Source organism: Ruegeria sp. HKCCA0235A (assembly GCF_013033235.1).
Classification (GTDB): domain Bacteria; phylum Pseudomonadota; class Alphaproteobacteria; order Rhodobacterales; family Rhodobacteraceae; genus Ruegeria.
Genome location: NZ_WQDQ01000007.1, coordinates 44,684 through 69,040 on the forward strand (window position 1 = coordinate 44,684; position 24,357 = coordinate 69,040).

The window sequence follows — 24,357 nt, forward strand, 5'->3', positions numbered from 1 at the left end:
TCACTCCGTAGGTTCGCCCCAGCGGTCTTTCAGATGTTTGATGATCTGATCGCGGGTCTGTCGGTAGTGATGTAGCTTTTCTTCGCGGGTCTCGCCCAACCCGGTAGGGTCCATTATTGGCCAATAATCGACATCGAGGTGAAAAACCCGGGTCAGTTCCAGCGCCCGGCGCTGACTGGCGGGCGAAAGCGCCACCACCAGATCGAACGAGCTTAGATCGTCGCCCCATTCCTGCATCTCGTCAAAGGACCGCGAGCGGTGACGGGACAGTTCCACACCCACCTCGTGGCAAGCCGCGATGCAGAACCCGTCAATTTCCAGATCGTTGTGCACGCCTGCGGACTGCACATAGGTGCCCGTGCCGTAAAACTTCTTCATCAGCCCCTCGGCCATCGGAGATCGAACCGAGTTGTGGTCGCAACAGAACAGGACCGACTGCGGCAGAGGCTTCACCCGTCAGCCCCCGAAATGCAGCACGCAGATCAGCGTGAACAGGCGCCGGGCGGTATCGGTATCCACTTCTGCCTTTCCCTCCAGCCGTTCCTGTAGCACGCGGCTGCCTTCGTTGTGGATGCCGCGGCGGGCCATGTCTATGGTCTCGATCTGGCTGGGAGGCAGCGACTTGACCGCGTCGAAATAGCTTTCGCAGATCTGGAAGTAATCCTTGACCACCTGCCGGAACGGGCCAAGCGACAGGTGAAATTCGGCGGCTTTTTCATCCTCTTCCGTCGCGATATCAAAGACCAGCCGTTTGTCGCGGATCGACAGTTGCACGTGGTAAGGCCCATCAGGAATGACGCGGTCATCCCGATTGGGCAGCGAAAAGCTGTTGTCTTCCAGCAGATCATAGATGGCAACCTTGCGTTCCTGCTCGATCTCAGGGGTCGGCGGCGGCAGGTTTCGGTCATCCAGTTCGATATGCGAAATGCGGGTCATCGTTATGGCTACAATCCTTTTGTCAGCACAGACCTATATCAACGGCATTCCGTCGGCAACGCAGAGAAGAGCCATATGTGTCCGGTCTTTGCGTCATTTCAGCCATTCAGGCGGTTCAGACGCGCCGTGACTGACAGGCCGTGCGCCTCGAGGCTTTCTGATTGCGCCAGCTGTTCAGCGGCGGGCCCGATGGCGCGCAGGGCCTCGGGGGTCATCCGGCTGAGCGTGGTGCGTTTGAGGAAATCCATCACGCTGAGCCCGGACGAGAACCGCGCGGACCGGGCCGTCGGAAGCACGTGGTTGGGGCCGCTGACATAATCGCCGATGGCTTCGGGCGTGTACTGGCCCAGAAAGATGGCCCCGGCGTGGATGGTTTTTTCGCTCAGCGCCACCGGGTCTGCGACGCAAAGCTCCAGATGTTCCGGGGCGATACGGTTCGACAGGATTGCAGCCTGGTTCAGATCACGGACGGTGATGATGGCGCCGAAGTCGCGCCAGCTGGCCCCGGCGATGGCGCGGCGCTGCAAGGTTTCGAGGCGTTTTTCGACCGCCTTCGCGACGCTTTGGCCAAAAGCGGCATCATCCGTGATCAGAATCGACTGCGCGCTTTCGTCGTGTTCGGCCTGGCTGAGCAGGTCCAGCGCGATCCAGTCGGGATCGTTGTCCTTGTCGGCGATGACCAGGATTTCCGATGGGCCCGCAATCATGTCGATGCCGACCTTGCCAAAGACACGGCGTTTGGCCGCCGCGACAAAGGCGTTGCCCGGGCCCGTGATCTTGTCGACCGGCGCGATGGTGTCGGTGCCGTAGGCCAGCGCCGCCACGGCCTGCGCGCCGCCGATGCGATAAACCTCGTCGACGCCCGACAGTTGCGCGGCCAGCAGAACCAGTGGATTCAACTGCCCGTCCGGCGTGGGCACAACGATGGCCAGCCGTTCAACCCCCGCCACCTTGGCCGGGATGGCATTCATCAAAACCGAAGACGGGTATGAAGCCAGCCCGCCCGGCACATAAAGCCCGGCGGCCGAGACCGCCGACCAGCGCCAACCCAGTGTGGCACCGGCCTCATCCGTCCAGCTTTGGTCGCTGGGCATCTGACGTTCGTGATAGGCCCGGATTCGGGCGGCGGCCAGTTCCAGCGCCGCGCGGTCTTCGGCCCCGACCTGCGCCACCGCGTCTGCGATCTCCTGCGTGCTGAAGGCAAGTGTTTCGGGCGTCAGCTCCAGCCGGTCGAATTTCGCGGTCAATTCAATGACTGCCGCGTCGCCCCGGTTGCGGACATCGTCGATGATCTGCGCCACGACCGCGTCCACATCCGGGCTGTCCTCGCGCTTGGCGGACAGCAGGGACTGAAAGGCGGTTTCGAAATCGGGTGATGTGGCGTCAAGGAAAACGGGCATGATCTGGCACTCCGGGCGTTGCGCCACGGGACATATCGCCCACGGGGCGCGGCCTCAACCCTCAGCCCTGGGGGTGCAGCGATTTGCGCATGGCAAAGCAGGTCAGGTCTTGACGGTCACTACATTGACCAGTGGCCTTCCAGCCGTGGCGCAAATAGAATTCCCGTGCCGTCTTCGTGCCGTCCAGATGCACCTCGGTACAGCCGCACGCAGCCAGTTGCCGTTCCAGCCGGTTGAGCAACGCGGCCCCCACCCCGCTGCCAACGTGTTCCGGGTCAACATAGAGCAAGGTGATCTTGCCGGTTTCGAACAACCCACCAACTGCGGCCACCTGCCCTTCACGCTGGGCCAGCCAGATCTGTGATCCCGGCTTGAACCAGCCCCGGATGGTCGCCGGGTCCTTGTTGGCGGTCCATTGTTCCAGATGGTCGGGATCGTTGTTGTGATCGGCCACACAAAGCTGCGTGATCGACCGGATCAGCACTCGGCTGATGTCGAACACATCGAACACAGTCGCCGGACGTAGGGCAATACCCTCGGGCACATTTGAAAACGCCTGAGAAATGCCGCGCTTGTTCTGCATCTATTCGGGGTGCTGCGGCGCCCGGCCGGATGGGGCCCGATATGGGCGCGTGACGTCCCTGAGCGCGGCATCCAACGCCTCGACCTTCAGGCGGATCGCGCCGTCTCCCGCCAGGGTCAGCAAGACCTGGCCCGCGCCATCCTCGCCGGGTTCGAATTCGACGGACAGCAGTGACATGACCATGTCCTTCTCACTGCGATCTATGCCCTGACTGGCCACGGACAGAACGGAATCAAAGACCAGCACCGACTGCACCCGTTCAAAGGGGCGGTCACGGCGGGCGGCGGCATCCTTGTCTTCCCAGCGAAAGCGGTTCAGCAACAGGCCAAAGCGGCGGTGCGACGGTTGCCATTTCATCTCGGTCACGGGAAAAACCGCATCCTGCACGAGGGTCGAGATCACCTTCAGGTCTTCTGCATCCTCAGCCCCCAGATTCAGCGGGGCTTCGCGCCCGTCTTCAAAACTTGCGTCCGTCATTCGCCCTTGATCCGTTCGATTTTTGCGCCCACGCCTTCCAGCTTGCGCACCACATGTTCATATCCGCGGTCCAAATGATAGACCCGGCTTACCGTTGTCTCACCTTCTGCCGCCAATCCGGCAAGGATCAGCGACACCGAAGCCCGCAGATCCGTCGCCATCACTGGGGCGCCTTTCAGGGTTTCGACACCCGTGACGGTGGCGGTGCCGCCGTGCACCTCGATATTCGCACCCATGCGCACAAGTTCCGGGGCATGCATAAAGCGGTTTTCGAAGATACGCTCTTCCAAAACCGAGGTGCCTTCGGCGGTGCACATCAGCGCCATCATCTGCGCCTGAAGGTCGGTCGGGAAGCCCGGGAACGGTTCGGTCACCACGTCCACAGCCTGCACACGGCCGTTCTTGCGCGCCACTTTCAAGCCGTTTTGGGTTTCGGTGACACTGACCCCCGCCGCGTCAAGCTTGGCCGCAAAGGATTCAACCAGCGCCATGCGCCCGCCCAGCAGTTCGACCTCGCCGCCGCAAATCGCCGGGGCCAGCATATAGGTGCCCAGTTCGATCCGGTCGGTGACAACCTGATGGGTGGCACCGTGCAGCCGGTCGACGCCCTGAATTTCTATGGTCGAGCTGCCCTCGCCCGAAATCTGCGCACCCATCTTGCGCAGGCATTCGACCAGATCGACGATCTCGGGCTCGCGCGCGGCGTTCTTGAGCACCGTGGTGCCCTTGGCCAGCGTCGCCGCCATGACGATGTTTTCGGTGGCCCCGACCGAGGCAAAGCGCATCTCGTGCACCGCCCCTTTCAGGCCGCCCGGAGCCTTGGCATGCAGATAGCCGTCCTTCAGCTCGATCTCGGCGCCCAGCGCCTCGAGCCCTTCCACATGCAAGTCCATTGGACGGGCACCAATCGCGCAGCCACCGGGCAGAGAAACAACCGCCTGCCCGAACCGCGCCAGCAAGGGACCCAGCACCAGATTCGAGGCACGCATCTTGCGCACGATGTCATAATCCGCCGTTTGGCTGGTCAGACTGTGGCTCGACATCGCGATCACCTGACCATCTTGCAGCGACGACACCTCGGCCCCCAGCGATTGCAGCAGAGCGGTCATGGTCTTGATGTCGCTTAGGCGTGGTGCGTTCGTCAGCGTCAGCGGTTCTTCGCTCAGCAAGGTCGCAGGCATCAGCGTCAGACACGCGTTCTTGGCCCCCGCAATCGGTATCTGACCATTCAGCGGGCCGTTGCCCGTTACCAGAATCGAATCCATCTGCTCTTATCCCTTGTCCTTGTCGGCCTTGTCCCCAGAGGCCGCCCGCGCCTTGGCCTGCGCCTTGCGCCGGGCCATATTGGCCTTCAGCGCCGCTTTCAGCCGCTCTTCGCGCGCATCCCCGGATTTGCCTTGTTTTTTGGGTGAATTTTTATTCGTCATGATCTTTCTCTACAGGAGGTGAAAAAAACCGTCCAGACACCCTTGCGCCGCGTTTCGTTTGAGTCTAATCACCCGCCCACAGCGCTGCTGTAGCTCAGAGGTAGAGCACTCCCTTGGTAAGGGAGAGGTCGAGAGTTCAATTCTCTCCAGCAGCACCATGATTTCCTCATATTCATCAAAAACTTACGCCAAACCAACGGCTTGCACTTGCAGACTCCTACACAGGAGCCCTACACAGTGACCCTTGCCATGCCTACACCAGTCAAAGACAAAAAAAGCGGAATCTACTACGTGAGGGTGCGCGTTCCGGCGGACCTGAAAGGAATCGTTGGCCGTGCCGAGGTGTCAAAGTCACTACGCACCAGAGACCCATCAGAGGCCAAAGAGAGATTTGCGGCTGAATACAGGAAAATTCAAAAGCGATGGGCGTCCTTTAGGGCAAAGCCTGAACCTCTCCCTTTGAAAAAGATCGTTGCTCTGTCTGGTCGCGTGTATTTCCACCTGATGGAAATGCTAGAAAATGAACCGGGTGAACCTGCGATATGAGAACAGGTTTTGCGCCTGAGCCAACAGGCGGAAGCTGTCGAAGGCGGTATGGAAAAATGGTACGGTGTGGTCGCTGACGAGATACTGGCGGAAGAAGGTATTGCTATAGACGAACCGACGCGTGCGCGATTGCTACGTGAAGTTCACCGGTCTTGGACGCAGGCGGCTAGCCAGCAGTTGAAGAGAGCGGAAGGCGATTTCACCCCAGACCCTCAGGCTACGCGCTTCCCTGAGTGGGAACCCACAGCCTCGCCAAAAGTGGCAATCGAAGGCCCTACACTCACCAGCCTTTTTGAACGGTGGAAGAAAGACCACTTGAGCAACGGAAAGGCACCTGCAACGGTCGATGACTTCGCCCAGAAGAAGCACGCTTCGGTCGCTTGTTTGCCATTCTCAGTCCTCCGTTTCCTAAACATAACGGTGGACCCGTTCAGTTGGGGAGGCTCAGTACCCGCGTGCGCGAAACTCTGCAGCGCATTGCCTATGAACGGTGGCAATCGGATGCAATGGTTTTCGGGCATGGCACAGTCAGACCCGGAGCGCATCTTGTTGAATACATGCCGATCGGCAGTCACCACACTTGGTATGGGCTGTTATTCGTCAAAGGGCTGACGGGATTTACAGCGTTCCTTGTGCCTTTGTCAGTTCATTTCTGGGTCGTCACGCTGGACGCAATAAAGTGTGAACGTGGCAAGCTTCCGCTGGGACTACTGCTTATCATTATCCTCCTTACTTTTGGAGAAAACGTTGAGATTCAGACCTATTTGCTCTGGCCAAGCCTCCTAATGCTCGGATGCCATCTCAGAGAGGTCAAATCGGTAAATCGGGGAAACTGACATGTAGGCTGGTTTGTTGAAACGCAAGCGCGGTGTTTGCCGTTATTTTTCAAGGGCGGATCCTTCGCCGCTTTTTTTGGGGCATTGTGACTCTGAACGGTGCGCGCTTCCGAACCCTGGAACCAGTGACCTGACCGTGCAACGCCCTTCACTCCGGCCTTGAGCGGCGCTAGTCTCTGCCCTGAACAACGCTGAAAGGAGCCACCCGATGTCCCTCTTCTCAAAACTCTTCGGCGGCGTTGAGAAGTCCAAGCCGGATCCGGTTTCTTACAAAGGGTTCGAGATATTCCCCGACCTGATGGCCGAGGGCAGCAAATTTCGCCTGATGGCCCGTATCGAAAAGACCATCGACGGAGATCGAAAGACACATACGGTGATCAGGGCGGATGTCTTCGACACTCGGGATCAGGCCGAAAGCTTTAGTATAGCAAAGGCGAAACAGGTCATTGATGAGCAAGGCGACAGCATTTTCAGCTAGGGAGGTCCTAGCTTGAAGCCTGATCTACGAGCGGAACCGATGAGCATGCTTATGCGTATAATTCTGAACGCATTCCATAGGTTATCATTTGTCAAACTTTGTTCGGCGAAGAAGTCTTTGTGCAGCAGTTTATCTGCCCTGTTATTTTGTTAGCTGCCATCGCAAAGCGCATAAAGCAGGCAATTGCGTAAAACACTGGAATGCAGGTTTTCCCCAGAGCGGAAGATCGGTCATATTTGTCGGGCTTTAGCTTCGAACCCATAGCCGATGCGTTGGGTGTCACTTTCCAGGAAAAATCGCTTTACCGGAAATCCGCGCGGCACTTATTCGGGCAAGCCGGCCAAACGCAGAGACGCGCAGTCTTTCTCCAATCGTTCTGCATCAGAGAAAAGCTGGGTTTTTGCCCAGTCTGATATGGAAAACTGAGGGCGGTATTTCATCACATTCCGCGCCTCATCTCGAGCGCCCTCAACGTTACCCGTTTCCATATGTACGATAACGAGGTCGAGATGCCCAAAGCCTTCAACTCTTTGACCATATTCGGTGAATGCCTTCTTGGCTTCCTCGTATTGACCGTCGAGCCGAAGTGCCAAACCCAGAACGCCAGCATACCAGCCGGGATAGTGAGGGTTGAGAGTAATGGCTTGCCGCGCCACGCGGATCGCTTCTTTTGCCTGCCCATTGAATGCCAATGTAATCGACAGCCTTGCAGCCACATCAGCGTGGTTTGGATTTAGCTGCAGTGCCTTGTTGAACTTCCCGATAGCAGATTCCAGTTTACCGTCGATTGCATCCGCGAAACCCGCAATTGCGTGAGCCTCTGGGTTGTAGCTGTCTATCTCCAGAGCACGTCGAGCGCAGTCGCGGGCCTCTGCCAGCGCCGCATTTCGGTCTGCTACAAAACCGTGCCTTGCTTCGACAGTACAAATGAACCCCAAAGTGCAATATGGCGCGGAGTAGCCGGGATCCAGGGAAATTGCCTGTCGAGCAAACCGACGAGCGTCAGCCTGTGCTTCCTTAGTTATTCTGCGCGAGGCTTCCACAGCTTGCAGCTGAGCAGTCCAGGCATCCAGATGTTTAGTACCCGAACCTCTGAAACGGGCCATCTCGCCCGCCAGTAATTCGACTTGAAGTTCAGTCGCAATTCTCAGGGCAATTTCATCCTGAACCTCGAATACGTCTTCTATCAGGCGATCAAACCGGTCTGCCCAAGTGTGCATTCCGGACTTCGCATCGATGAGCTGCGCGGTAATTCGCACACGACTACCGCTTTGGCGGACACTTCCCTCGAGAACAAGATCGACGCCCTGCTCCAGTCCAACTTGTTTTACGTCTACCGAACGCCCCTTGTAGACGAACGTAGAGTTGCGCGCGACGACCAGTAAGTTCGGGAGTTTTGACAGAGTGGTAATTATCTCTTCGGTAATGCCATCTGCAAAGAATTCCTGATCGGGGTCAGAAGAAAGATTGTCAAAGGGTAGAACGCCGATCAGCAATGACTTCGAGTGACTGGCTGGCGTCACTCGCGGTGGGGCGGAGCCAGGTGGCGACCATTGGAATACTTCGACAGGTGACAGGGCATTCTTGAACTGCCGTTCTCCGGCGCGTTGAAATTGCTCAGCGAGCCTCTCATCAAGGCTGCGATGGACGACATCGGAGATCAACACAGCCTCTTCGTCGGAAGCCTCCTGTAGCCGCGAGGCTAAATTGATCCCATCGCCGAAAATGTCATCTTCGTCAAAAACGATATCTCCCAGATGAACGCCCACTCGCAGTTTCAGCGAAGACTGAGCGGACACTTGGCTTTGTAGATCGAGGGCGCATCGCACGGCGTCCGAGACCGAACTAAACTCGACGATCCATCCATCGCCCATCCTCTTTACGATATTGCCGCGATGATCACTGACCAATGGATCGAATATCTTTCGACGCAGGACACGGAGTTCACTGAGAGTTCTGTTCTCATCCGCCTTTATTTGGCCCGAGTAGTTTACTACATCGGCCGAGAGTACTGCGGAAAGTCTGCGGTCTCCGTTCATGTCTATTCGTAACGCATAACGCGTTGCATGGAAAAGACATCTTGTTTTTAGAGACTCTGCACAAACGCCAACCGGCCACTTTGTGGGCAAACCTGTTCCAATCTATAATTTTCTGAACGGCCGCTGTTTGGAATAGTTTGTCGTAGTTGACTGAGCCTACCCAACTGATCTGGTCCATGGTTGCATTGAGGAATCTGGGGCATGGCATGTCCCGTCTTGATGCAATCAGGCAGATTGTCGGCGCTTAACAGCCCCACCACCGCTGAATCAACAAGAACAGTGGAATGGGTGTTGATCAATAGAAAGAACCGGAGCCGCTTAAGAATGAAAGCGAACGGCTGAGACGCGCAGTTTCAAATCAGACCTTGGACAAACTGATCCTGACGGTGACGGCCATCCGTTGCTCGACGACCGAAGAGAGTGGCTCCTGCAAAAAACAATGGGAAGGTTTGCATCGACAAGATCGGGCGCGCCCTGCCAGGGGAACGAGGAAAAGAGTTGTCAAAGCCAACCTGCATCGATGGGTTCATCCGCGCCTGCAATCGAGAACGTCGCGAACTCAACGCATCTGGCAAGCCGGTCGGGAAGGAGTTTGAATTCGCAGCAGCAGAAGCCACCAAGCTGCTCAAGCGGCGTAGTGGAGGACTCATCAATCATTTTTTAGGTGTTTGAAGGACATTCAAATCTGGAGTTAAACGGATTTTCGTTTCTCTGGCTCGAAGAACCGCAAACAGTTTGAAACCGCAGCAAAAGCCTGCCTCTAATGCCTGCTCCTTGGATCCGGATCGTACAGAAAATACCTTTATCACGCTCCACGCGTTGTGCCTGCTACAAAGGCCTGTCTTTCGGGAAGTTTTCGTTTTGGCTTATTTTTCATTGCGTTAAACTTGCCAAACAAACGAATTATACCTGCAAGTACATTTCTCGACCAACCAGATTCGTCTCTTTTTTGGTTTTCGTGCTAGAGTAATTTTCTGAACAAGTTCTACTCAACACTAACCTCCTCAGGTGGCCGCATGTCTGCGCATTGTCAAAGTATTCGGGATGAAATTGAGACGCTTGAGCAAAGTATTGAACTTCTCGATATTCAGATTCAAAACACTGTTGACCCAATACAAAAGTCTGCGCTTTTTCGATTTAGAAAGCAGTCGCTGTCACTGCTTCAGCGAAAAAGGGAGGCTCTTAAGGCGTGTGAAGAGAGCGGGCCCCCATTGCCGCAAGTTCCGGCGGATATGTCAGATTTCGGTTCTGAGGTGACTCAAGGTATCCCCGGTTACGAGCTTGTCGCGGGTAAAGATACTCTTGCAAGAATATTTGTTGGTCGCCGCCCACCCGTAGTTGTTATGGCATCAGAACTTTTGGATGACGCGGATTCTGACTATTCGTCTAAAGCCCTCGGATTTGATCTGAATTCCCTTCCAATCCATTCGTTGCCCTTCAATCCAGCCCGGATTGATTATGCCGAACTTGAGATTTCCGGCCCATCTGGGACAACAGTTATTCCAGGTGATATTGGTGATGGCGTATTCTCAAATGATACCAAGAGTTTCTCCGAAGACGACAATATCAACTTCTATATCCGCGGTCGGGAAATCTCAAAGCCTGGACGGTATCGTTTTACTGCACGGCTTTATCGCAACGGTACTCTTGTCGGCGAAAAGTCTCTTGGGCAACCACAGTTTCATCCGACGAAGGATCTGCGAATTCTTGTTGTCGTTGAGATCTTTCCCTTTCCTGCAGAGAAATGGGAAATTCTATTTCAGGCTCTGGAGGACTTGTCTCGAATTTTTCCTATTCGATCAGGTTTGGCGCCTCTGGATGGGGATCAGGAAGCCGGGCTGCGCTACCGAATTGAGCCGATACCAATTGATTTCGCGTGGCCTGATCGGACTCCCGTTGCGCAGCGCCTGGCCGAATTCAACCAGGAGCAGTCTGCTGCTGGCAGGCCGGATCGGGCCGAGCATGTCCTGACAATACGCACTCAGCAACCCGGAGAAATGCCGCTTGGCGGAAGTGCCCAATCTGGACCGAACGGGAGCATCGCGGGTGTTACTCTGAACGTGGACCCTCCAATGGACAATTCGTTCGGCACCTTAGTTTCCCACGAAATTGCGCACAACTTCTTGACTGTGCCTCACGTTGGTGACGAGGGCGTAGCGCTCAATGAACCAGCTGCATTCGATTTAGTCGCTCGCAAATCAGTAGGGAATCCTAGGGCGTTAATGTACCGGATTTACAATTTAACTCCCAACGGAACTGCGTTTCTTGTTCCAGACTCTTGGCGCACCATCCGAGAACGCCTGCTTACTAGGTCCAGCACGGGCAATGACGAGTGATTTGACTTCGGGTATTTGGCGACCGTGAGTTTGATGTGATTTCCTTGTGTGCTGGTGGTTTGCCAAAGGATGAACTGCGTAATTCTGCTATTCAAAACTGGGGTCTTTCGCTTTGAACCGAAAACCGGCCAAGAGATTTGGAGACTGCTTAACCGAAATCGAGAAAATCTGGGTCACGCCGGAGGCATACCGGACCCAGAGAGTTTGGGCGATAGAGACCTTGGTGATTAATGGAGAGGGCCTAAGCGACAGGCTGGCTGTCTAGGGTCAGGACTCGTTCTTGTTTCATAGCCAGAACAATACGATTGCAGCGAGGGCGATGGCTGACAGGAAGACCTTCGGACAGCGGTCGTATCGGGTGGCCACGCGCCGCCAATCCTTGAGCCTTCCGAACATGATCTCGATACGGTTGCGGCGCTTGTAGCGACGCTTGTCGTATCTGACGGTTTTCTTGCGCTGCTTCCGGCCGGGGATACATGCGCGTATCCCTTTGTCTTTCAACGCTTCTCTGAACCAGTCGGCATCATAGCCGCGGTCCCCGAGCAGCCAATCGACATCCGGCAGGCTGCCGAGCAGCGCCCGCGCACCGATGTAGTCGCTGGCCTGCCCTGCGGTCACAAAGAGGTTGAGCGGACGTCCCTGACTGTCGCAGACGGCATGCAACTTGGTGTTCATACCGCCCTTGGTGCGGCCGATCAGGCGTCCGCGCCCCCCTTTTTGACGCCCATGCTGGTCGCTGTTCGGTATGCCTTCAAGTAGGTCGCGTCGATCATGGCCGTCTTCTTCTCCCCGTGCTCCGCCGCCAGGCCCGCCATGATCCGGGCAAAGACACCCTTGTCGCTCCATCGCTTCCAGCGATTGTATAAAGTCTTGTGAGGCCCATACTCCTTCGGCGCATCCCGCCAGCGTAAGCCATTACGATTGATGAAGATTATCCCGCTCAGGACCCGCCTGTCATCGACACGAGGTTTGCCGTGGGACTTCGGGAAATAAGGTTCCAGACGCGCCATCTGCACGTCGCTCAGCCAGAAAAGATCAGACATGTCACCACTCTTATTTCCGCCGGTGAATCATTCACATGAGCGGCAATCAATGGGTCCTGACCCTAAACAATTCAATACTTCAAGTTCACATCACGCCTGAAATAGACCCGCGCTGCAAGCAAGCTAGAGGGGACAAGAGCAACGCGGGCCCCCCGAAGGGTGGTAGTAAATCGGATGTAGCGTTGTGGCCTGAACCGGCCCCGTGTCGTAGCGCCGCAGGCAAGAAAAAACCCGCGCTGCTGAGGGATAGGAGCAAGCGCGGGGCAAGTGTTCGGGGTGACAGGTGTACGCCGCTGCTGGCCGATCGGATCAATCTTGCAAACACTTTGCGCAGCACGACAGACCGGATCATTGGCATAGTACTTCCGTTTGCAAAGAATTGGAGCAACTTAGATGCAGGATTTACTTGATGTTTTTTGGGTGGCCGCGTTTGTTTGTCTGCTCGCATTCGCCTTCATCGCGGTTTTTTGTTCGGCTGCCCCTGAAACGCACAGGTTGCGAGCAATTGGTTGTGTTGGGTGTTGTTTGCCTATGCTGCTGCACCGGTTCTTTCGAAAAGACTAACGGAGCGGAACGGCTTGAGATTCATGGTTGAAACAGGTCGCAGTTGTTAACGTTGTTTGGTTCCACGGTAACGTTGATAGCGGCAGGTAGAGCGGCTTATTCGCTGTACACGCAGCGGCCCAAGCGACCGAAGACAACGCAGATAGATTAGTGTCGAACGATAAGGCGGACTGGAAAACACAGGGAAGGCACAAAAGGACGTCCAGGAGTTTGCAACAGCGATGGATGGATTGCCTTGGTCGCAGTCGGCACCTTTCTTCAGGCTATCCCTACAGCGTTAGCGCTGCTTTAATAAGTTCATAATAAGGAGCAAAACATGATTGAGTTTAGCATTATTGCGTTGTCAGGACTTTGCCTTCTTTTTACGGCTCGTCAACTTGGTCTCGCAGAAGGCAAATGTGAAGCCGCACGCCGCCTTCGCTATACTTTAGTTGTCTTGATACTCTGGCCACCCGCGGCCACCCTGGCCCAATCACAGGAAGAAATCAGCGTAGCGAAAGCGACACTGTCTAGCCTACAGGGTATTTCTTTCAACAATGACACAGAGTATTGCGGCTACCTTGCATATGACCCAGCCGGGAAACTTGTTGCTACTCCTGCTCAACGTGGCGACAACAAAAGCTGCGTTTGGGATCAAGCAGAAAATGGTTTGGTGCTTGTTTTATCTTACCACACGCACGGGAGGTTCGACCCGGAATATAGTTCGGAAGTTCCAAGCGTTGCAGACATTGAGGCCGATGAAGACGAGGGCATCGACGGCTTTGTGTCAACTCCGGGTGGACGTTTGTGGTACGTCGATACGGAGCGAATGGAAGTGAGACAAATCTGCGATATAGGGTGTTTGCCAAAAGACCCTGGTTTCGTTCCGGGTTTGGAAGGGGAAATCTCATCGGTTTACTCTTATGAAGATCTTCTCGAATACGAGAGTAACTAGTTGGGGAAAAGAACCCGCGAAACCGTTACCTTGCTACGTTACTGAAGACTACAAGTGAGAGAATCCGAGGAAGAGAGCGGTTGACACTCGCGTGAACGGTTCTTTTCCCCTCGGGTTTTCCTGCGCTGATAACACTCGGTCTTCTTGCTCTTGCGAAGACTGAAGGCCAATCACCATCGTTGAGGAAACTGAAGCTATGTTGGCGTCCCACCCATCCGAAGTGCTGTGTGTAAGGCGGGATGGGTCACTAGCTGCCTTTGCGACATTTTCTTCGATCCTCGCGCAGCAAGTCGCAGACGGCGCAGTTCGGACGTTCAGTTCCGCTGGGTGAAAAGGGAAAACGCCGACAAAGTGAAATTTCGCAGCGGCTGCGTCAATCTCAGCAATGAAAAACTTCAATAAGTCCTGCCGCACGGATAATGGGCCGACAAAACTTGTGCTCATTCATAGATCGCCGCGAGTTATACTTGGCTCTGTCCCGGCTCTTTCTTATGTCCGTTCTTCACCAGTTGTGGACGTTCACCAGTTGTCATTGTCCAATAGATTGCCAGATCGAGAGATCAGATCTGGTCGAGGAGCACGTCTGTGGATCTGTACAACGCTTTTTCTATGCCGTCCGAGGCCTCTAAAGCTTGGAGGTGTACGTCTTGCAGCTTGCAGTTGTCGAGGAAAATCGCGTTGTCCAGCGCTACCGCCAAACCAGCAGCTTGATAATCCACACCGAGCACTACGCTACTGGATTCCTTAAGTGATCCATTTTGAATCATTTTTCCTTCCAATTGGTTTTGAAAACCCAAGTGGTGGTAATGATGGCAGGGCAACCTAAAGACAGAACATGAATTGCTTCTGAAATCAGATGTTGGACTTGAGAGATTTGGTAGCGGAGGAGGGACTTGAACCCCCGACACGCGGATTATGATTCCGCTGCTCTAACCAACTGAGCTACTCCGCCTTGAGTGAGAGGCGATTTAAGCGAGGGGCCCGGGAGGGTCAAGAGGGAAATCAACCAACCTCAAGATTTCTTTCACGCCTGCTCTGATGGCTTGTCCTGCAAGGAAGTCAGGGGGGATGTGGTCGCTTCGGTCATCCTGCGGATGAAGGCGGCGCAGATTTCGGGCTCTGTGATCGGAATCATGTGGCCGAACCCGTCCAGCTCTTCGTAACTCAGCCCGAACTCGGTCATTGTCGGCCCGTGCAGCGGCGGCGACAGTATCGCGTCCTGGCGGCCATACAAGATGCCCCCTGGGACGGTCAGATTCGGATAGCGCGCGACCTGCGCGTTGATACTGGCATCGACGCCGGCAACGTCCTGAGAGGCCGTGACAAAGGCGGAAGGTCGCAGGCCAAGCGCGCCACCTGCCCGGTCCAGAAAGTCATCAGGCGGGGTTTCCGGGTCAAACGCGGCACTTAACGTGTGCGGCGCGGTTTTGGACGCAAGGGGAACGGCGAGCGTGTTGCCGATCAGGCTGCGCATCCATTCGGAGCGGATCTCGAGCGGTTTGAAGATCGCCGGGGTTTCGGGCAGTTTATGCGTCAGCGGCGCCAGCAGCGCCAGACCGGCGACCCGGGCCGGGTGGTCCAGTGCCATCGCCAGTGAAACCGCGCCCCCCAGTGAATGGCCGACCAGAACGGCGCGGTCCACGCCTTTTTTGTCCAGAAACTCGGCAATCATGCCTGCCTGGTGGGGCAATTGCGCCAGCTCGGCCGTATCGCGCGTTGAATACCCGCATCCCGGCCGGTCCAGCGCGATAACGTGGTAATCGTCGGCCAGAAGATCCACCAGCGCATAGGTAAAGTGCTGCAACTGCCCAGCCAGGCCGTGGATCATGACGATTGTCTGCGCCTCGGGGTTTCCCTTTTCCACATAGTGGATGCTGCCGCCATGAACGGGTGTGATCTGACCCAGCTGCGGCACGGTTTCAAGACCGCGGCGGGTAATCTTCCGTGTCCACAGGTTCATGACAAACAGGAAGGCGACAAAAACGGCGATTACGATCAGAACGGTTGTCATTCAGTTTTCTCCATTGCCAAGGGCGGCGGGTCTGTATTGCTCCAACCCTGATTGTGCCATGCGTTTCTGAAACTCGGCAACGGTGCCGGGCCACAAGGTCGTGTTTCGGCCTTCCGCATCCATGTACCAGGATGTACAACCTCCGGCCTGCCAGACGCCGTCCGCGTGGCGGCTGTGCATTTCCCGCGTGAACGCCGCCTGTTTTGCGGCGTCAGGAGTGATTGCGGACAACCCTTCGCGCTGCATCTCGCTCAGGACCCGGCCGATATGGCCAACCTGGGCCTCGATCATCAGCACGACCGAGTTGTGCCCCAGCCCGGTATGCGGCCCCAGAAGCAGGAAGAAATTTGGAAAACCCGCAACTGCGGTACCCAGATGCGCGCACATGCCATCCGACCAGGCAGAGCGCAGCGTCAGCCCGTCCGTAACGGTAATGTCCAGACGCTCGACAACGTCGGTTACGTGAAACCCGGTGCCCCAGATCAAGACATCCGCCTTGGTCCGGGTGCCATCCGCCGCGATGACCGTGTCACCTTCGAGTCGAGCGACGCCCTTCGGAACAACGCTGACATTGTCGCGGGCCAGGGTCGGGTACCAATCGTTCGAACTCAGGATACGTTTGCAGCCGATCCGGTAGTCGGGGGTCAGAATCCGCCGTTCGGCCGGATCGGTGATGGCGCGCTCCAATGCCTTTCGCCACATGTTCAAGGCAAAATTCACCGCGCGTTCCTCACCGCGAAACACGCGGTGGCGAAATTCGAAGATCATGAATATCAGCTTGCGCCGAATGCGGGGCAAAATGGGAAACCGGGCGTAAAGGCTGCGCACCCAGGGCGCAATCGGACCGTCCGGGCGCGGCATCACGTAAGGCGCACTGCGCTGAAAGATCGTGACGTGGTCTGCAATCTTGGCGATCTCGGGTACAAACTGAACGGCGGATGCGCCGGTTCCAACGACCGCCACGCGCTTGCCGGTCAGATCGACATCGTGATTCCATTCGGCCGAGTGGAAACTGGGCCCCGAAAAACCGTCGGCACCGGGGATACCCGGGATGCTGGGATAATGAAGTGCGCCAATGGCCGAGACCAGAAACCGCGCCGACCAGTACTGGCCATCCATCGTTTCAACTTGCCAGCGCGTTCCATCCCACCTGGCCGATTTCAGCTCCTGCCGGAAATGGCACAGGTCATACAACCCTTCCTGACGCGCGACTTTTTGCAGATAAGCCTGAATTTCCGCGCCACCGGCATAGGCGCGGCTCCAATGCGGGTTGAGATGGGTCGCCATGGAATACAGATGCGACGGCACATCACAGGCGACACCGGGATAGGTATTTTCGCGCCATGTCCCCCCGATATCATCGGCCTTCTCCAAAATCGCGATATCCTTGATACCGCGCTTGCGTGCCTCAAGCGCCATCGTCAGCCCGGCAAACCCGGCGCCGACGATCAGCATCTCTGTTTTGTTGTGCATGAGTGAGTGCCTTCTGAAACAACCCTGCGTTTATCTGTTGCAGATGTATGCACTTGCCTGGCTGTGAAGTAGGTCACACAGGTAACAATGACCCGGCGTCTTTTCGTTACGCAGGGACAAAACTATTTGGAATGACCCGTGTCGCTTATTGCAAGCACATATCGCAATCAGAGAGGTGGTTGCGCCGCGAATCCGTCAGTTTGTTTCAAAATTGGAGGATTGCCCCTTGACCACTCGCACTGCCACGCGTTCCGGCGGACGTTCTGCCCGCCGAGCCCAACGCACCGCTCCAAATTTTGACATGCTGCCGGGCCTGACCCGAGGCATTCCCGTTTGCGAAGTCATGGACGCAACCCAGGTCGAACGCATCGACAATGCGGCGATGGACATTCTGGAAAATGTCGGCGTTCAGTTCCGCGACCCCATCGCGCTGGAAGACTGGAAAAAAGCCGGTGCCAAGGTTGACGGCGAACTGGTCTATCTGGACCGCAATATGGTGCGCGAGCTGATCTCGACCATTCCGGCGCAGTTCACCTATCATGCGCGCGATCCGAAAAAGAACCTGGCGCTGGGGGGCAAGCACGCGATTTTCGTGCCGATGACCGGCGCGCCATTCCTGCGCGATCTGGACGATGTACGCCGCAACCCGACGCTGGATGATCTGGGGATGTTCCACAAGCTGTCGCACATGATGCCGGCGCTGCACAGCTCGGCCCATCACATTGTCGAGCCCTACGACCACCCGATCAGCCAGCGGCACCTGCGCATCACCTATTCGTCGATGAAATACTCGGACAAGACCTTCATGGGCATGACCACTTCGCCCAGGAATGCCGAGGATGTGATGGATATGTGCGATATCCTGTTCGGCGAAGGGTTCATTGACGATCATCCGGTCACCACCGGCAACTGCAACGGCAACAGCCCTCTGGTGTGGGACGAAACCATGCTGGGTGCGATGCGGGCCTTCTGCCGCCGCAATCAGCCGGTTCTGTGCTCGCCCTTTGTGCTGGGTGGCGCAAACACCCCGGCATCGGTGCCCGCGACCGTGGCGCAGCTGACCGCCGAGGCGCTTTCGGCGCTGGCCTATACGCAGGTGATCCGCAAGGGCTGTCCTGCGATCTGGGGGCATTACCTGTCGACCGTTTCGATGAAATCCGGCGCGCCGATGGCCGGCACGCCCGAGATCAGCCTTATGAACTTCATGATCGGCCAGATGGCGCGCTTTTACGACGTACCGTGGCGCACTTCGAACACTCTGGGTGGGGCCAAGACCTTTGATGCACAGGCCGGGTACGAATCCGCCACGACGCTCAGCGCGGTCATTCACGCCGGGGCCAACTATATCTGGCATTCGGCAGGCTGGAACGAGGCGGGCATGCATTGTTCGGTCGCCAAGTTCATCGTCGACGCCGAACAATGCGCGATGGCTTACCGGATGGCGGAAGGTCCAAAGTGGCACGATTTCGATCAGGCCCTGGCAGCGGTTCCGGATGTGGGGCCCGGCGGGCATTATCTGGGTCATCCGCACACGCAGGACAACTTTCAAACCGCGTTCTTTATGCCGGAGCTGTTCGACAACAACTCGATCGAACAATGGGTCGCCGAAGGCGAAGTTGAGATCACCGAACGCGCCCTGAAACATGCACAGAAACTATTGGCCGAATATGAAGAACCAAAGCTGGACGAGGCCAGGAACGAGGCCCTTCTGGACTATATCGCCCGCCGCGAAAGGGAAATCCCGGCGGCGGACGAGTTGAACCAAACATACTGATCCACACTCCCCGTACTTGCCCACCCGTCATCCGGGTGGGCCCTTTTTTCCGGTCAAGACACGTAAGCCAAGATGAAGATCGCCGAACTGCATATCTACAGCCACGACCTGCCGGTCAAAAACGGACCCTATACTATGGCCAACGCTCAGGTCTGGGCGCTGGATACCACGCTGGTCAAAATCGTGTCGGACAACGGTCTGATCGGCTGGGGCGAGACCTGCCCGGTTGGCCCGACCTATGCCGAGGCGCACGCCGCCGGGGCGCGCGCCGCTCTGGTCGAAATGGCCCCGGGCCTGATCGGAACAGAGGTCCTGCCTCTGGCCTTGCATCGCCGGATGGATGGGCTGTTGAACGGTCATGGTTATGCCAAGGCCGCCATCGACATTGCGGTGCACGACCTGCTTGGCAAACATTTGGGCGTTCCGGTTTCCGATTTACTGGGCGGAGCGGTTTCGGACAAGGTGCCGTCCTATTTTGCCACGGGCGTCGGTGCACCCGACGACATCGCGAAACTGGCTGCCGAGAAAATGGCCGAAGGCTACCCGCGTCTGCAAATCAAGGTCGGAGGCCGCCCGGTCGAGATCAACATCGAAACCATTCGAAAGGTTTGGGACGTGGTCAAAGGATCGGGTATGCGTCTGGCCGTTGACGGCAACCGGGGCTGGACCACACGAGACGCCCTGCGGGTCAGCCGCGAGTGCCCCGAAATCCCCTTCATCATGGAACAGCCTTGCAACACAATCGAAGATCTCAGGAAGATCCGGCCTCAGGTCACGCATGGCATCTATATGGATGAAAACAGCACCAGCCTGAACACCGTGATCTCGGCTGCGGGCACCGGTCTGGTCGACGGGTTCGGCATGAAGGTCACCCGCATCGGCGGCCTGCATCCGATGCGCGCCTTCCGCGACATCTGCGAGGCGAGCAACCTGCCCCATACCTGCGATGACAGCTGGGGCGGGGATATCATCGCCGCTGCATGCACCCATATCGGTGCAACCGTTCGGCCCGACCTGCTGGAAGGCGTCTGGCTGGCTGCGCCATATATCGAAGGCAACTACGATCCTGAAAACGGCATCCGGATCGAGGGCGGGCATATCGCGCTGCCAACCGGGCCGGGGCTGGGCGTGGTTCCTGATGAAAGCCTGCTCGGCACACCTGTCGCATCATTCTAAAAATGGATGACGTTATGAACCTGAAAGGAAAATCGGCTCTGGTCACTGGCGCGGCTGGCGGCATCGGGGCGTCAATCGTTCAACGCCTGCGCAACGCCGGGGCGCGGGTCGCCGTCGCCGACCGGGCTGTCGATGCCATCGAGGCCGAGGCATATCTGCCCGGTGATCTGCTTGTTCCCGAATATGCAGACCAGCTGCCCGGCGCAGCCGCGTCTGCATTGGGCGGGCTTGACATCGTGATCAACAATGCGGGCGTCATCACGCGCGGGTCGGTCACGGATACGACTGATGCGGATTGGTCTCTGTCATTGGGTGTCAATGTCGAAGCCCCGTTCCGCATTTGTCGTGCGGCAATTCCGATCATGGCGGACGCTGGCGGCGGGGCCATCGTCAACACCGCGTCCTGCTGGGGGCTGCGCCCCGGCCCCAATCATGCGGTCTATTGCATGACCAAGGCGGCCATCGCGTCCCTGACCCAGTGCATGGGCATGGATCACGCCCATCAGGGTATCCGCATCAACGCCGTTTGCCCGAACGAGGTGAATACCCCGATGCTGCGATCAGGCTTTGAAAAGCGCGGCTTTGACCCCGATACAGCCGTGGCCGAACTGGGCCGGACCGTGCCGCTGGGCCGGATCGCCGAGCCCGAGGACATCGCCGATGTCATCATGTTCCTTGTCTCGGACGCGTCGCGTTATGTTTGCGGCACGCTCGTCGAGGTCAACGGAGGGAAACCGGTATCATGAGGCGGTTCGATGGAAAGGTGGCGCTGGTCACCGGCGGGCGCAGCGGCATCGGCAAGGCCATTGCCCGGCGTTTGCACGACGAAGGCGCACGGGTCTTTACCGCCCAACGTGGTGAGGACACCGAATTCCACGGCATCGCTGCGGATTTCACGCTTCCCGACAGCCCCGCGCAGGTGGTCGGCGAAGTGATCGCGAAAGCCGGGCGTCTGGACGTGCTGGTCAACAACGCCGGCATGATGCAGGAAGCCTCGGTCGAGGAAATGAGCGTTGAGGACTGGCATCTCAACCTGACGGTGAACCTGACCGCCCCGTTCCTGATGATCAAGGCCGCGCTGCCGCATCTGCGCGACACAAAGGGCGCTATCGTCAACATCGGGTCCATCGAAGGCCTGGGCAGCAATCCCGGTCACGCCGCCTATTGCGCATCAAAGGCAGGCTTGCACGGCCTGACCCGCGCCGTAGCCGTGGATCACGGGGGCGAAGGTATCCGCTGCAACGCCGTCGCGCCCGGTTGGATCGATACCGAATTGAACGAGGATTTCATCGAATCCATGCCCGACCCGTCCGCATTCCGTCGCGACATCGCCAAGATCCACCCGGTGGCCCGAACAGGGCGGTCTGAAGAAGTTGCCGCGCTCGTCGCGTTTCTGGCGTCCGGGGATGCGGGTTTCATCACCGGGCAGGTCTATACGGTGGACGGTGGGCGCATGGCCAAGCTGAGCTTGCCCTGACGCCCACACGTCATTCCTTGCCGGACCGCCATTCTTTCCAGATCAGATAGCTGTTCGCCCCAAGCGAGGCGAAAGGCTCGGGCGGCAATCGCGGAAGGTCCGGCTGCGCCAGAAAGTGATCCGCGATCTCTGATCCGCCTTGCAGCGCCAGCTCTGCGATGCCCATGCCTTGCAGGGTGCCTCGGGCGATGCCCAGGCCGTTCTGACAGCAGGCCGAGAACACACCGTCTTCCAATTCGCCGAACGCTGCGGATCCGTTGCGGCTGAGGCATAGCATCCCGGCCCAGCGATGCTCCATCCGGACATCCGACAGATGCGGAAAGCGTTCCCGGAACTTCCGGTCATGCACCCAGCCGGCATTGCGCAACCGCATCCGGCTGGTTTCGATCGTCGGGTGAAAACTGGATCCGGTGCGGATCAAAATGCGATCCCCGTAGCTGCCCGAAATACGCCGGACCGAGGTGCCCATCGGATCCGCCGGGGTGACCGACCAGCGCGGTTGCCCGCCCAGTGTCTTGATCTGTGCCTCGGTCAGCGAGGTCGTGATCGAGGCGTAAAGGCAGATATGCATCAATTGCCGTTGGTAAAATCCGAAGCTTTCCAGATGGCCATTGTTGGCCAGAACGATCCGCCCGGTGCTGACTTTGGCCTTGGCGGTGTTGACCACCCAGCCTGCACCCTGCTTTTCAAAGCTGACGACTGGTGAGTTCTCGAATACGTTAACTTGGCCAGCCAGTTGGCCCGACAACGCCCGTACATAGGCTGCGGGCTGGATCATCACCGTCCCCGGCGCAAACAGCCCCGAAACATAATGCGGGCTGCCCGTGATCTCTTGCATCTGCTTTTGGTCATACAGCGTGTGCGGCTCACCCAGTTTGGTCAGATGCTCGGCGAAGGCGCGGTTATGGGCGTCTCCTGCCCGTGTGGCAGCAGCATTGTATTTTCCGCAAGGGTCGAACATTTCCTGCGGCAGGTCGCAATCGGCGGCGACCTCGGTCGCGAAAGCGATGGCCTTGCGGTTCAGGGCAATGGCGGCGCGATCCGCTTCCAGCCCATCGCCTGCGTAATTGTCCGAGGCCAGATCATGCGGCAGGTCGATCATGAACCCCGAATTCCGCCCCGCCGAGCCATCGGCAAATCGGCCCGCTTCCAACAGGGCGATCTTCAGCGAAGGGTCCAGTTGGTGCAACCGCCGCGTCGCCGTCAGCCCGGCAAACCCTCCGCCGACGATGGTGATGTCGGCGGTCAGGTCCTGTTCGAGCACCGGCAGAGGGTCCTGGGGCGGCAGGATGGCATTCCACCCCGCCGGACCGGTCTGCCGCGGCAGTCTTTTGGCCTCGTATCGTGTCAATCCACAGCCTCGTCGGCATCGTCTGCAAGATCGATCCAGATGGTTTTCAGCTGGGTGTACTGATCATGCGCATGGATCGAGTTGTCGCGCCCGCCAAAGCCCGATTGCTTGAACCCGCCAAACGGCGTGGTGATGTCGCCTTCGCCAAAGCTGTTTACGGTCACGGTGCCCGCCCGGATGGCCCGTGCGCCGCGAATGGCCCGTTTGGCGTTGGCGGTGAAGATCGAGGCACACAAGCCATAGTCGGTGTCATTGGCTATCTTGATGGCCTCGTCAAAGCCCGACACTTCGATTACCGACAGGACCGGGCCGAAGATCTCCTCGCGCGCCAAAGTCGAGTCGTTGCCAGGCACTTCAACGACGGTGGCCTCGACAAAGCCTTTATCGGCCTTGCCACCGATCACCACCTTTTCAGCCTGATCGAGATATCCGCAGACCTTGTTATAATGCCCTTCGCTGACCAGCGCGCCCATGCGGGTTTCAGGATCCAGCGGGTCGCCGATGTTCCACTGTTTGGCGTGATGCGCGATGCGGTCCAGCAGTTCGGCTTTCACGTCTTTGTGCACGATCAGGCGCGACGAGGCCGAGCAGTTCTCGCCCATGTTCCAGAACGCACCGTTCACCACATGCGCCGCCACCCGGTCGAGGTTTTCGGCGTCGTCCATGACGATGGCAGGGTTCTTACCTCCCATCTCAAGCACCACTTCCTTGGCGTTGCTTTCCGCCGAATAGGTCAGGAACCGTTTGCCCGTCACCGTCGAGCCGGTGAAGGACACCATGTCGATATCCATGTGCCGCCCGATGGGTTCGCCCACGTCGGCACCGCCACCCGGTACGATGTTCAGCACGCCGCGGGGAAGGCCAGCCTCCATCGCCAGTTCGGCCATACGCAGCGCGGTCAGCGAGGTTTCAGCCGCGGGTTTCACAACCACTGAACATCCCGCCGCCAAGGCAGGCCCGATCTTCCACGCCAGCATCAGCAGGGGGAAGTTCCACGGCAGTACCAGCCCCACGACGCCGATCGGCTCACGCACGACCATGGCGATATGGTCGTCGCTGGCAGGTGAGACCTGATCGTAGATCTTGTCGATCGCCTCGGCATGCCATTTCAGACAGTGGATGGTTTCCGGCACGTCCACGGTTTCGCAGTCATAGATGGTCTTGCCACTGTCGAGGCTTTCCATCACCGCCAGTTCGCGGGCATTGCGGGTCATCAGCTTGGCCAGCCGGATCAGCACGTCCTTGCGCTCGGACGGGTGCAGTTTCGACCAGCGGCCATCGTCGAAGGCCTCACGCGCCTTTTCGACCGCAAAATCCACATCCGCTGCACCGCAGGATGCGATATCGGCAAGCTTGTCGCCGGTGGCCGGGTTCACGGTTGCAAACGTCTCACCCGAGATCGCCGGGCGGAATGCTCCGTCGATGAACGCCCCGGACGGCAGGGTCAGGCCTGCGGCGATGGATTTGTATTCGTCCTGTGTCAGCAGATCCATGTC

The 24,357-nt window shown here is 57.7% G+C and carries 24 protein-coding genes and 2 tRNA genes; 11 read left to right on the plus strand and 15 right to left on the minus strand.

Going from position 1 to position 24,357, the window contains the following annotated elements; genetic code table 11:
* The 7 genes from GOW56_RS13175 to GOW56_RS13205 form a co-directional block, all read right to left on the minus strand.
* Complete coding sequence (locus GOW56_RS13175; RefSeq protein ID WP_171118521.1) at window positions 1–453, minus strand: low molecular weight phosphatase family protein; 453 nt, start codon at window positions 451–453, stop codon at window positions 1–3.
* A 3-nt stretch (window positions 454–456) separates the two neighbouring features.
* Window positions 457–936 carry a UPF0262 family protein gene (locus tag GOW56_RS13180; protein WP_171168754.1) on the minus strand — a complete coding sequence of 160 codons (480 nt, stop codon included), beginning with the start codon at window positions 934–936 and terminating at the stop codon, window positions 457–459.
* Between the two features lie 98 nt (window positions 937–1,034).
* Entirely contained in the window at window positions 1,035–2,336 is a 1,302-nt protein-coding gene (hisD, locus tag GOW56_RS13185) for a histidinol dehydrogenase (RefSeq protein WP_171206174.1), read from the minus strand.
* Window positions 2,337–2,397: 61 nt separating this feature from the next.
* Window positions 2,398–2,919, minus strand: coding sequence for a GNAT family N-acetyltransferase (locus GOW56_RS13190; protein WP_171206175.1), 522 nt, complete (start codon window positions 2,917–2,919; stop codon window positions 2,398–2,400).
* Entirely contained in the window at window positions 2,920–3,396 is a 477-nt protein-coding gene (locus GOW56_RS13195; protein WP_171206176.1) for a DUF2948 family protein, read from the minus strand.
* Window positions 3,393–4,661 carry a UDP-N-acetylglucosamine 1-carboxyvinyltransferase gene (gene murA / locus GOW56_RS13200; RefSeq protein ID WP_152458871.1) on the minus strand — a complete coding sequence of 423 codons (1,269 nt, stop codon included), beginning with the start codon at window positions 4,659–4,661 and terminating at the stop codon, window positions 3,393–3,395. The genes GOW56_RS13195 and murA overlap by 4 nt, the downstream gene beginning before the upstream one ends.
* A gap of 6 nt (window positions 4,662–4,667) precedes the next feature.
* Window positions 4,668–4,823 (minus strand): hypothetical protein, encoded by a 156-nt coding sequence (locus tag GOW56_RS13205; protein ID WP_171206177.1) that lies wholly within the window; start codon window positions 4,821–4,823, stop codon window positions 4,668–4,670.
* Between the two features lie 83 nt (window positions 4,824–4,906).
* Between GOW56_RS13205 and GOW56_RS13210 the strand changes: the two genes are divergently transcribed.
* From GOW56_RS13210 to GOW56_RS13225, 4 genes are all read left to right on the plus strand, one after another.
* Window positions 4,907–4,981: transfer RNA gene (locus tag GOW56_RS13210), tRNA-Thr, on the plus strand.
* 79 nt (window positions 4,982–5,060) lie between these two features.
* Window positions 5,061–5,369: a DUF6538 domain-containing protein gene (locus tag GOW56_RS13215; protein ID WP_171206178.1), complete on the plus strand. Its 309-nt coding sequence runs from the start codon at window positions 5,061–5,063 to the stop codon at window positions 5,367–5,369.
* 9 nt (window positions 5,370–5,378) lie between these two features.
* On the plus strand, window positions 5,379–5,981 hold the full coding sequence (locus GOW56_RS22110; RefSeq protein WP_171206179.1) for a hypothetical protein: 603 nt from the start codon (window positions 5,379–5,381) through the stop codon (window positions 5,979–5,981).
* Between the two features lie 432 nt (window positions 5,982–6,413).
* On the plus strand, window positions 6,414–6,683 hold the full coding sequence (locus GOW56_RS13225; protein ID WP_171206180.1) for an HlyU family transcriptional regulator: 270 nt from the start codon (window positions 6,414–6,416) through the stop codon (window positions 6,681–6,683).
* 323 nt (window positions 6,684–7,006) lie between these two features.
* On the opposite strand, the gene GOW56_RS13230 is transcribed toward GOW56_RS13225, so the two are convergent.
* Window positions 7,007–8,722: an adenylate/guanylate cyclase domain-containing protein gene (locus GOW56_RS13230; protein WP_254447225.1), complete on the minus strand. Its 1,716-nt coding sequence runs from the start codon at window positions 8,720–8,722 to the stop codon at window positions 7,007–7,009.
* Between the two features lie 420 nt (window positions 8,723–9,142).
* Here GOW56_RS13230 and GOW56_RS13235 point away from each other — a divergent pair, with 420 nt between their 5' ends.
* Window positions 9,143–9,394 carry a hypothetical protein gene (locus tag GOW56_RS13235; protein WP_171206181.1) on the plus strand — a complete coding sequence of 84 codons (252 nt, stop codon included), beginning with the start codon at window positions 9,143–9,145 and terminating at the stop codon, window positions 9,392–9,394.
* A gap of 344 nt (window positions 9,395–9,738) precedes the next feature.
* On the plus strand, window positions 9,739–11,058 hold the full coding sequence (locus GOW56_RS13240; RefSeq protein WP_171206182.1) for a hypothetical protein: 1,320 nt from the start codon (window positions 9,739–9,741) through the stop codon (window positions 11,056–11,058).
* Between the two features lie 285 nt (window positions 11,059–11,343).
* On the opposite strand, the gene GOW56_RS13245 is transcribed toward GOW56_RS13240, so the two are convergent.
* Window positions 11,344–12,101 (minus strand): IS5 family transposase gene (locus GOW56_RS13245; protein WP_171206183.1). Its coding sequence is split into 2 segments (ribosomal slippage): window positions 11,344–11,780 and window positions 11,780–12,101, totalling 759 coding nucleotides; the frame shifts between segments, so codons are not numbered across the junction.
* Window positions 12,102–12,981: 880 nt separating this feature from the next.
* Between GOW56_RS13245 and GOW56_RS13250 the strand changes: the two genes are divergently transcribed.
* Window positions 12,982–13,599: a DUF4329 domain-containing protein gene (locus GOW56_RS13250; protein WP_171206184.1), complete on the plus strand. Its 618-nt coding sequence runs from the start codon at window positions 12,982–12,984 to the stop codon at window positions 13,597–13,599.
* A 560-nt stretch (window positions 13,600–14,159) separates the two neighbouring features.
* Here the strand turns inward: GOW56_RS13250 and GOW56_RS13255 are convergent.
* The 4 genes from GOW56_RS13255 to GOW56_RS13270 all read right to left on the minus strand — a co-directional run bounded on the left by GOW56_RS13255 (window position 14,160) and on the right by GOW56_RS13270 (window position 17,083).
* Window positions 14,160–14,366: a hypothetical protein gene (locus GOW56_RS13255; RefSeq protein ID WP_171118545.1), complete on the minus strand. Its 207-nt coding sequence runs from the start codon at window positions 14,364–14,366 to the stop codon at window positions 14,160–14,162.
* Between the two features lie 108 nt (window positions 14,367–14,474).
* Window positions 14,475–14,551 (minus strand) — tRNA-Met (locus GOW56_RS13260).
* 72 nt (window positions 14,552–14,623) lie between these two features.
* A complete protein-coding gene (locus GOW56_RS13265; RefSeq protein ID WP_171206185.1) occupies window positions 14,624–15,610 on the minus strand; it encodes an alpha/beta fold hydrolase in 987 nt (328 codons plus the stop codon).
* Window positions 15,611–17,083: an NAD(P)/FAD-dependent oxidoreductase gene (locus GOW56_RS13270; protein ID WP_171206186.1), complete on the minus strand. Its 1,473-nt coding sequence runs from the start codon at window positions 17,081–17,083 to the stop codon at window positions 15,611–15,613.
* Window positions 17,084–17,309: 226 nt separating this feature from the next.
* Here GOW56_RS13270 and GOW56_RS13275 point away from each other — a divergent pair, with 226 nt between their 5' ends.
* The 4 genes from GOW56_RS13275 (at window position 17,310) to GOW56_RS13290 (ending at window position 21,510) form a co-directional block, all read left to right on the plus strand.
* On the plus strand, window positions 17,310–18,857 hold the full coding sequence (locus tag GOW56_RS13275; protein ID WP_171206187.1) for a trimethylamine methyltransferase family protein: 1,548 nt from the start codon (window positions 17,310–17,312) through the stop codon (window positions 18,855–18,857).
* 72 nt (window positions 18,858–18,929) lie between these two features.
* Window positions 18,930–20,033 (plus strand): mandelate racemase/muconate lactonizing enzyme family protein, encoded by a 1,104-nt coding sequence (locus tag GOW56_RS13280; protein WP_171206188.1) that lies wholly within the window; start codon window positions 18,930–18,932, stop codon window positions 20,031–20,033.
* A gap of 14 nt (window positions 20,034–20,047) precedes the next feature.
* Entirely contained in the window at window positions 20,048–20,779 is a 732-nt protein-coding gene (locus tag GOW56_RS13285) for an SDR family NAD(P)-dependent oxidoreductase (RefSeq protein ID WP_171206296.1), read from the plus strand.
* Window positions 20,776–21,510 carry an SDR family NAD(P)-dependent oxidoreductase gene (locus GOW56_RS13290; RefSeq protein WP_171206189.1) on the plus strand — a complete coding sequence of 245 codons (735 nt, stop codon included), beginning with the start codon at window positions 20,776–20,778 and terminating at the stop codon, window positions 21,508–21,510. Before GOW56_RS13285 ends, GOW56_RS13290 begins: the two co-directional genes overlap by 4 nt.
* A gap of 10 nt (window positions 21,511–21,520) precedes the next feature.
* Here the strand turns inward: GOW56_RS13290 and GOW56_RS13295 are convergent, their stop codons facing one another.
* Both GOW56_RS13295 and GOW56_RS13300 read right to left on the minus strand, forming a co-directional pair.
* Window positions 21,521–22,861 (minus strand): FAD-binding oxidoreductase, encoded by a 1,341-nt coding sequence (locus GOW56_RS13295; protein ID WP_171206190.1) that lies wholly within the window; start codon window positions 22,859–22,861, stop codon window positions 21,521–21,523.
* The gene (locus tag GOW56_RS13300) at window positions 22,858–24,354 is read right to left on the minus strand and encodes an aldehyde dehydrogenase (protein WP_171206191.1); all 1,497 of its coding nucleotides are present in this window, start codon (window positions 24,352–24,354) and stop codon (window positions 22,858–22,860) included. Before GOW56_RS13300 ends, GOW56_RS13295 begins: the two co-directional genes overlap by 4 nt.
* Between the last annotated feature and the right edge of the window lie 3 nt (window positions 24,355–24,357).

Bases quoted from the DNA above. Each gene is read 5' to 3' on its own strand.
- GOW56_RS13205 (WP_171206177.1), bottom strand. From the start codon at position 4,823: ATGACGAATAAAAATTCACCCAAAAAACAAGGCAAATCCGGGGATGCG.
- GOW56_RS13285 (WP_171206296.1), top strand. From the start codon at position 20,048: ATGAACCTGAAAGGAAAATCGGCTCTGGTCACTGGCGCGGCTGGCGGC.
- GOW56_RS13250 (WP_171206184.1), top strand. From the start codon at position 12,982: ATGATTGAGTTTAGCATTATTGCGTTGTCAGGACTTTGCCTTCTTTTT.
- GOW56_RS13190 (WP_171206175.1), bottom strand. From the start codon at position 2,919: ATGCAGAACAAGCGCGGCATTTCTCAGGCGTTTTCAAATGTGCCCGAG.
- GOW56_RS13300 (WP_171206191.1), bottom strand. From the start codon at position 24,354: ATGGATCTGCTGACACAGGACGAATACAAATCCATCGCCGCAGGCCTG.
- GOW56_RS13225 (WP_171206180.1), top strand. From the start codon at position 6,414: ATGTCCCTCTTCTCAAAACTCTTCGGCGGCGTTGAGAAGTCCAAGCCG.
- GOW56_RS13280 (WP_171206188.1), top strand. From the start codon at position 18,930: ATGAAGATCGCCGAACTGCATATCTACAGCCACGACCTGCCGGTCAAA.
- GOW56_RS13180 (WP_171168754.1), bottom strand. From the start codon at position 936: ATGACCCGCATTTCGCATATCGAACTGGATGACCGAAACCTGCCGCCG.
- GOW56_RS13240 (WP_171206182.1), top strand. From the start codon at position 9,739: ATGTCTGCGCATTGTCAAAGTATTCGGGATGAAATTGAGACGCTTGAG.
- GOW56_RS13290 (WP_171206189.1), top strand. From the start codon at position 20,776: ATGAGGCGGTTCGATGGAAAGGTGGCGCTGGTCACCGGCGGGCGCAGC.
- GOW56_RS13265 (WP_171206185.1), bottom strand. From the start codon at position 15,610: ATGACAACCGTTCTGATCGTAATCGCCGTTTTTGTCGCCTTCCTGTTT.
- GOW56_RS13270 (WP_171206186.1), bottom strand. From the start codon at position 17,083: ATGCACAACAAAACAGAGATGCTGATCGTCGGCGCCGGGTTTGCCGGG.
- hisD (WP_171206174.1), bottom strand. From the start codon at position 2,336: ATGCCCGTTTTCCTTGACGCCACATCACCCGATTTCGAAACCGCCTTT.
- murA (WP_152458871.1), bottom strand. From the start codon at position 4,661: ATGGATTCGATTCTGGTAACGGGCAACGGCCCGCTGAATGGTCAGATA.
- GOW56_RS13255 (WP_171118545.1), bottom strand. From the start codon at position 14,366: ATGATTCAAAATGGATCACTTAAGGAATCCAGTAGCGTAGTGCTCGGT.
- GOW56_RS13230 (WP_254447225.1), bottom strand. From the start codon at position 8,722: ATGAACGGAGACCGCAGACTTTCCGCAGTACTCTCGGCCGATGTAGTA.
- GOW56_RS13195 (WP_171206176.1), bottom strand. From the start codon at position 3,396: ATGACGGACGCAAGTTTTGAAGACGGGCGCGAAGCCCCGCTGAATCTG.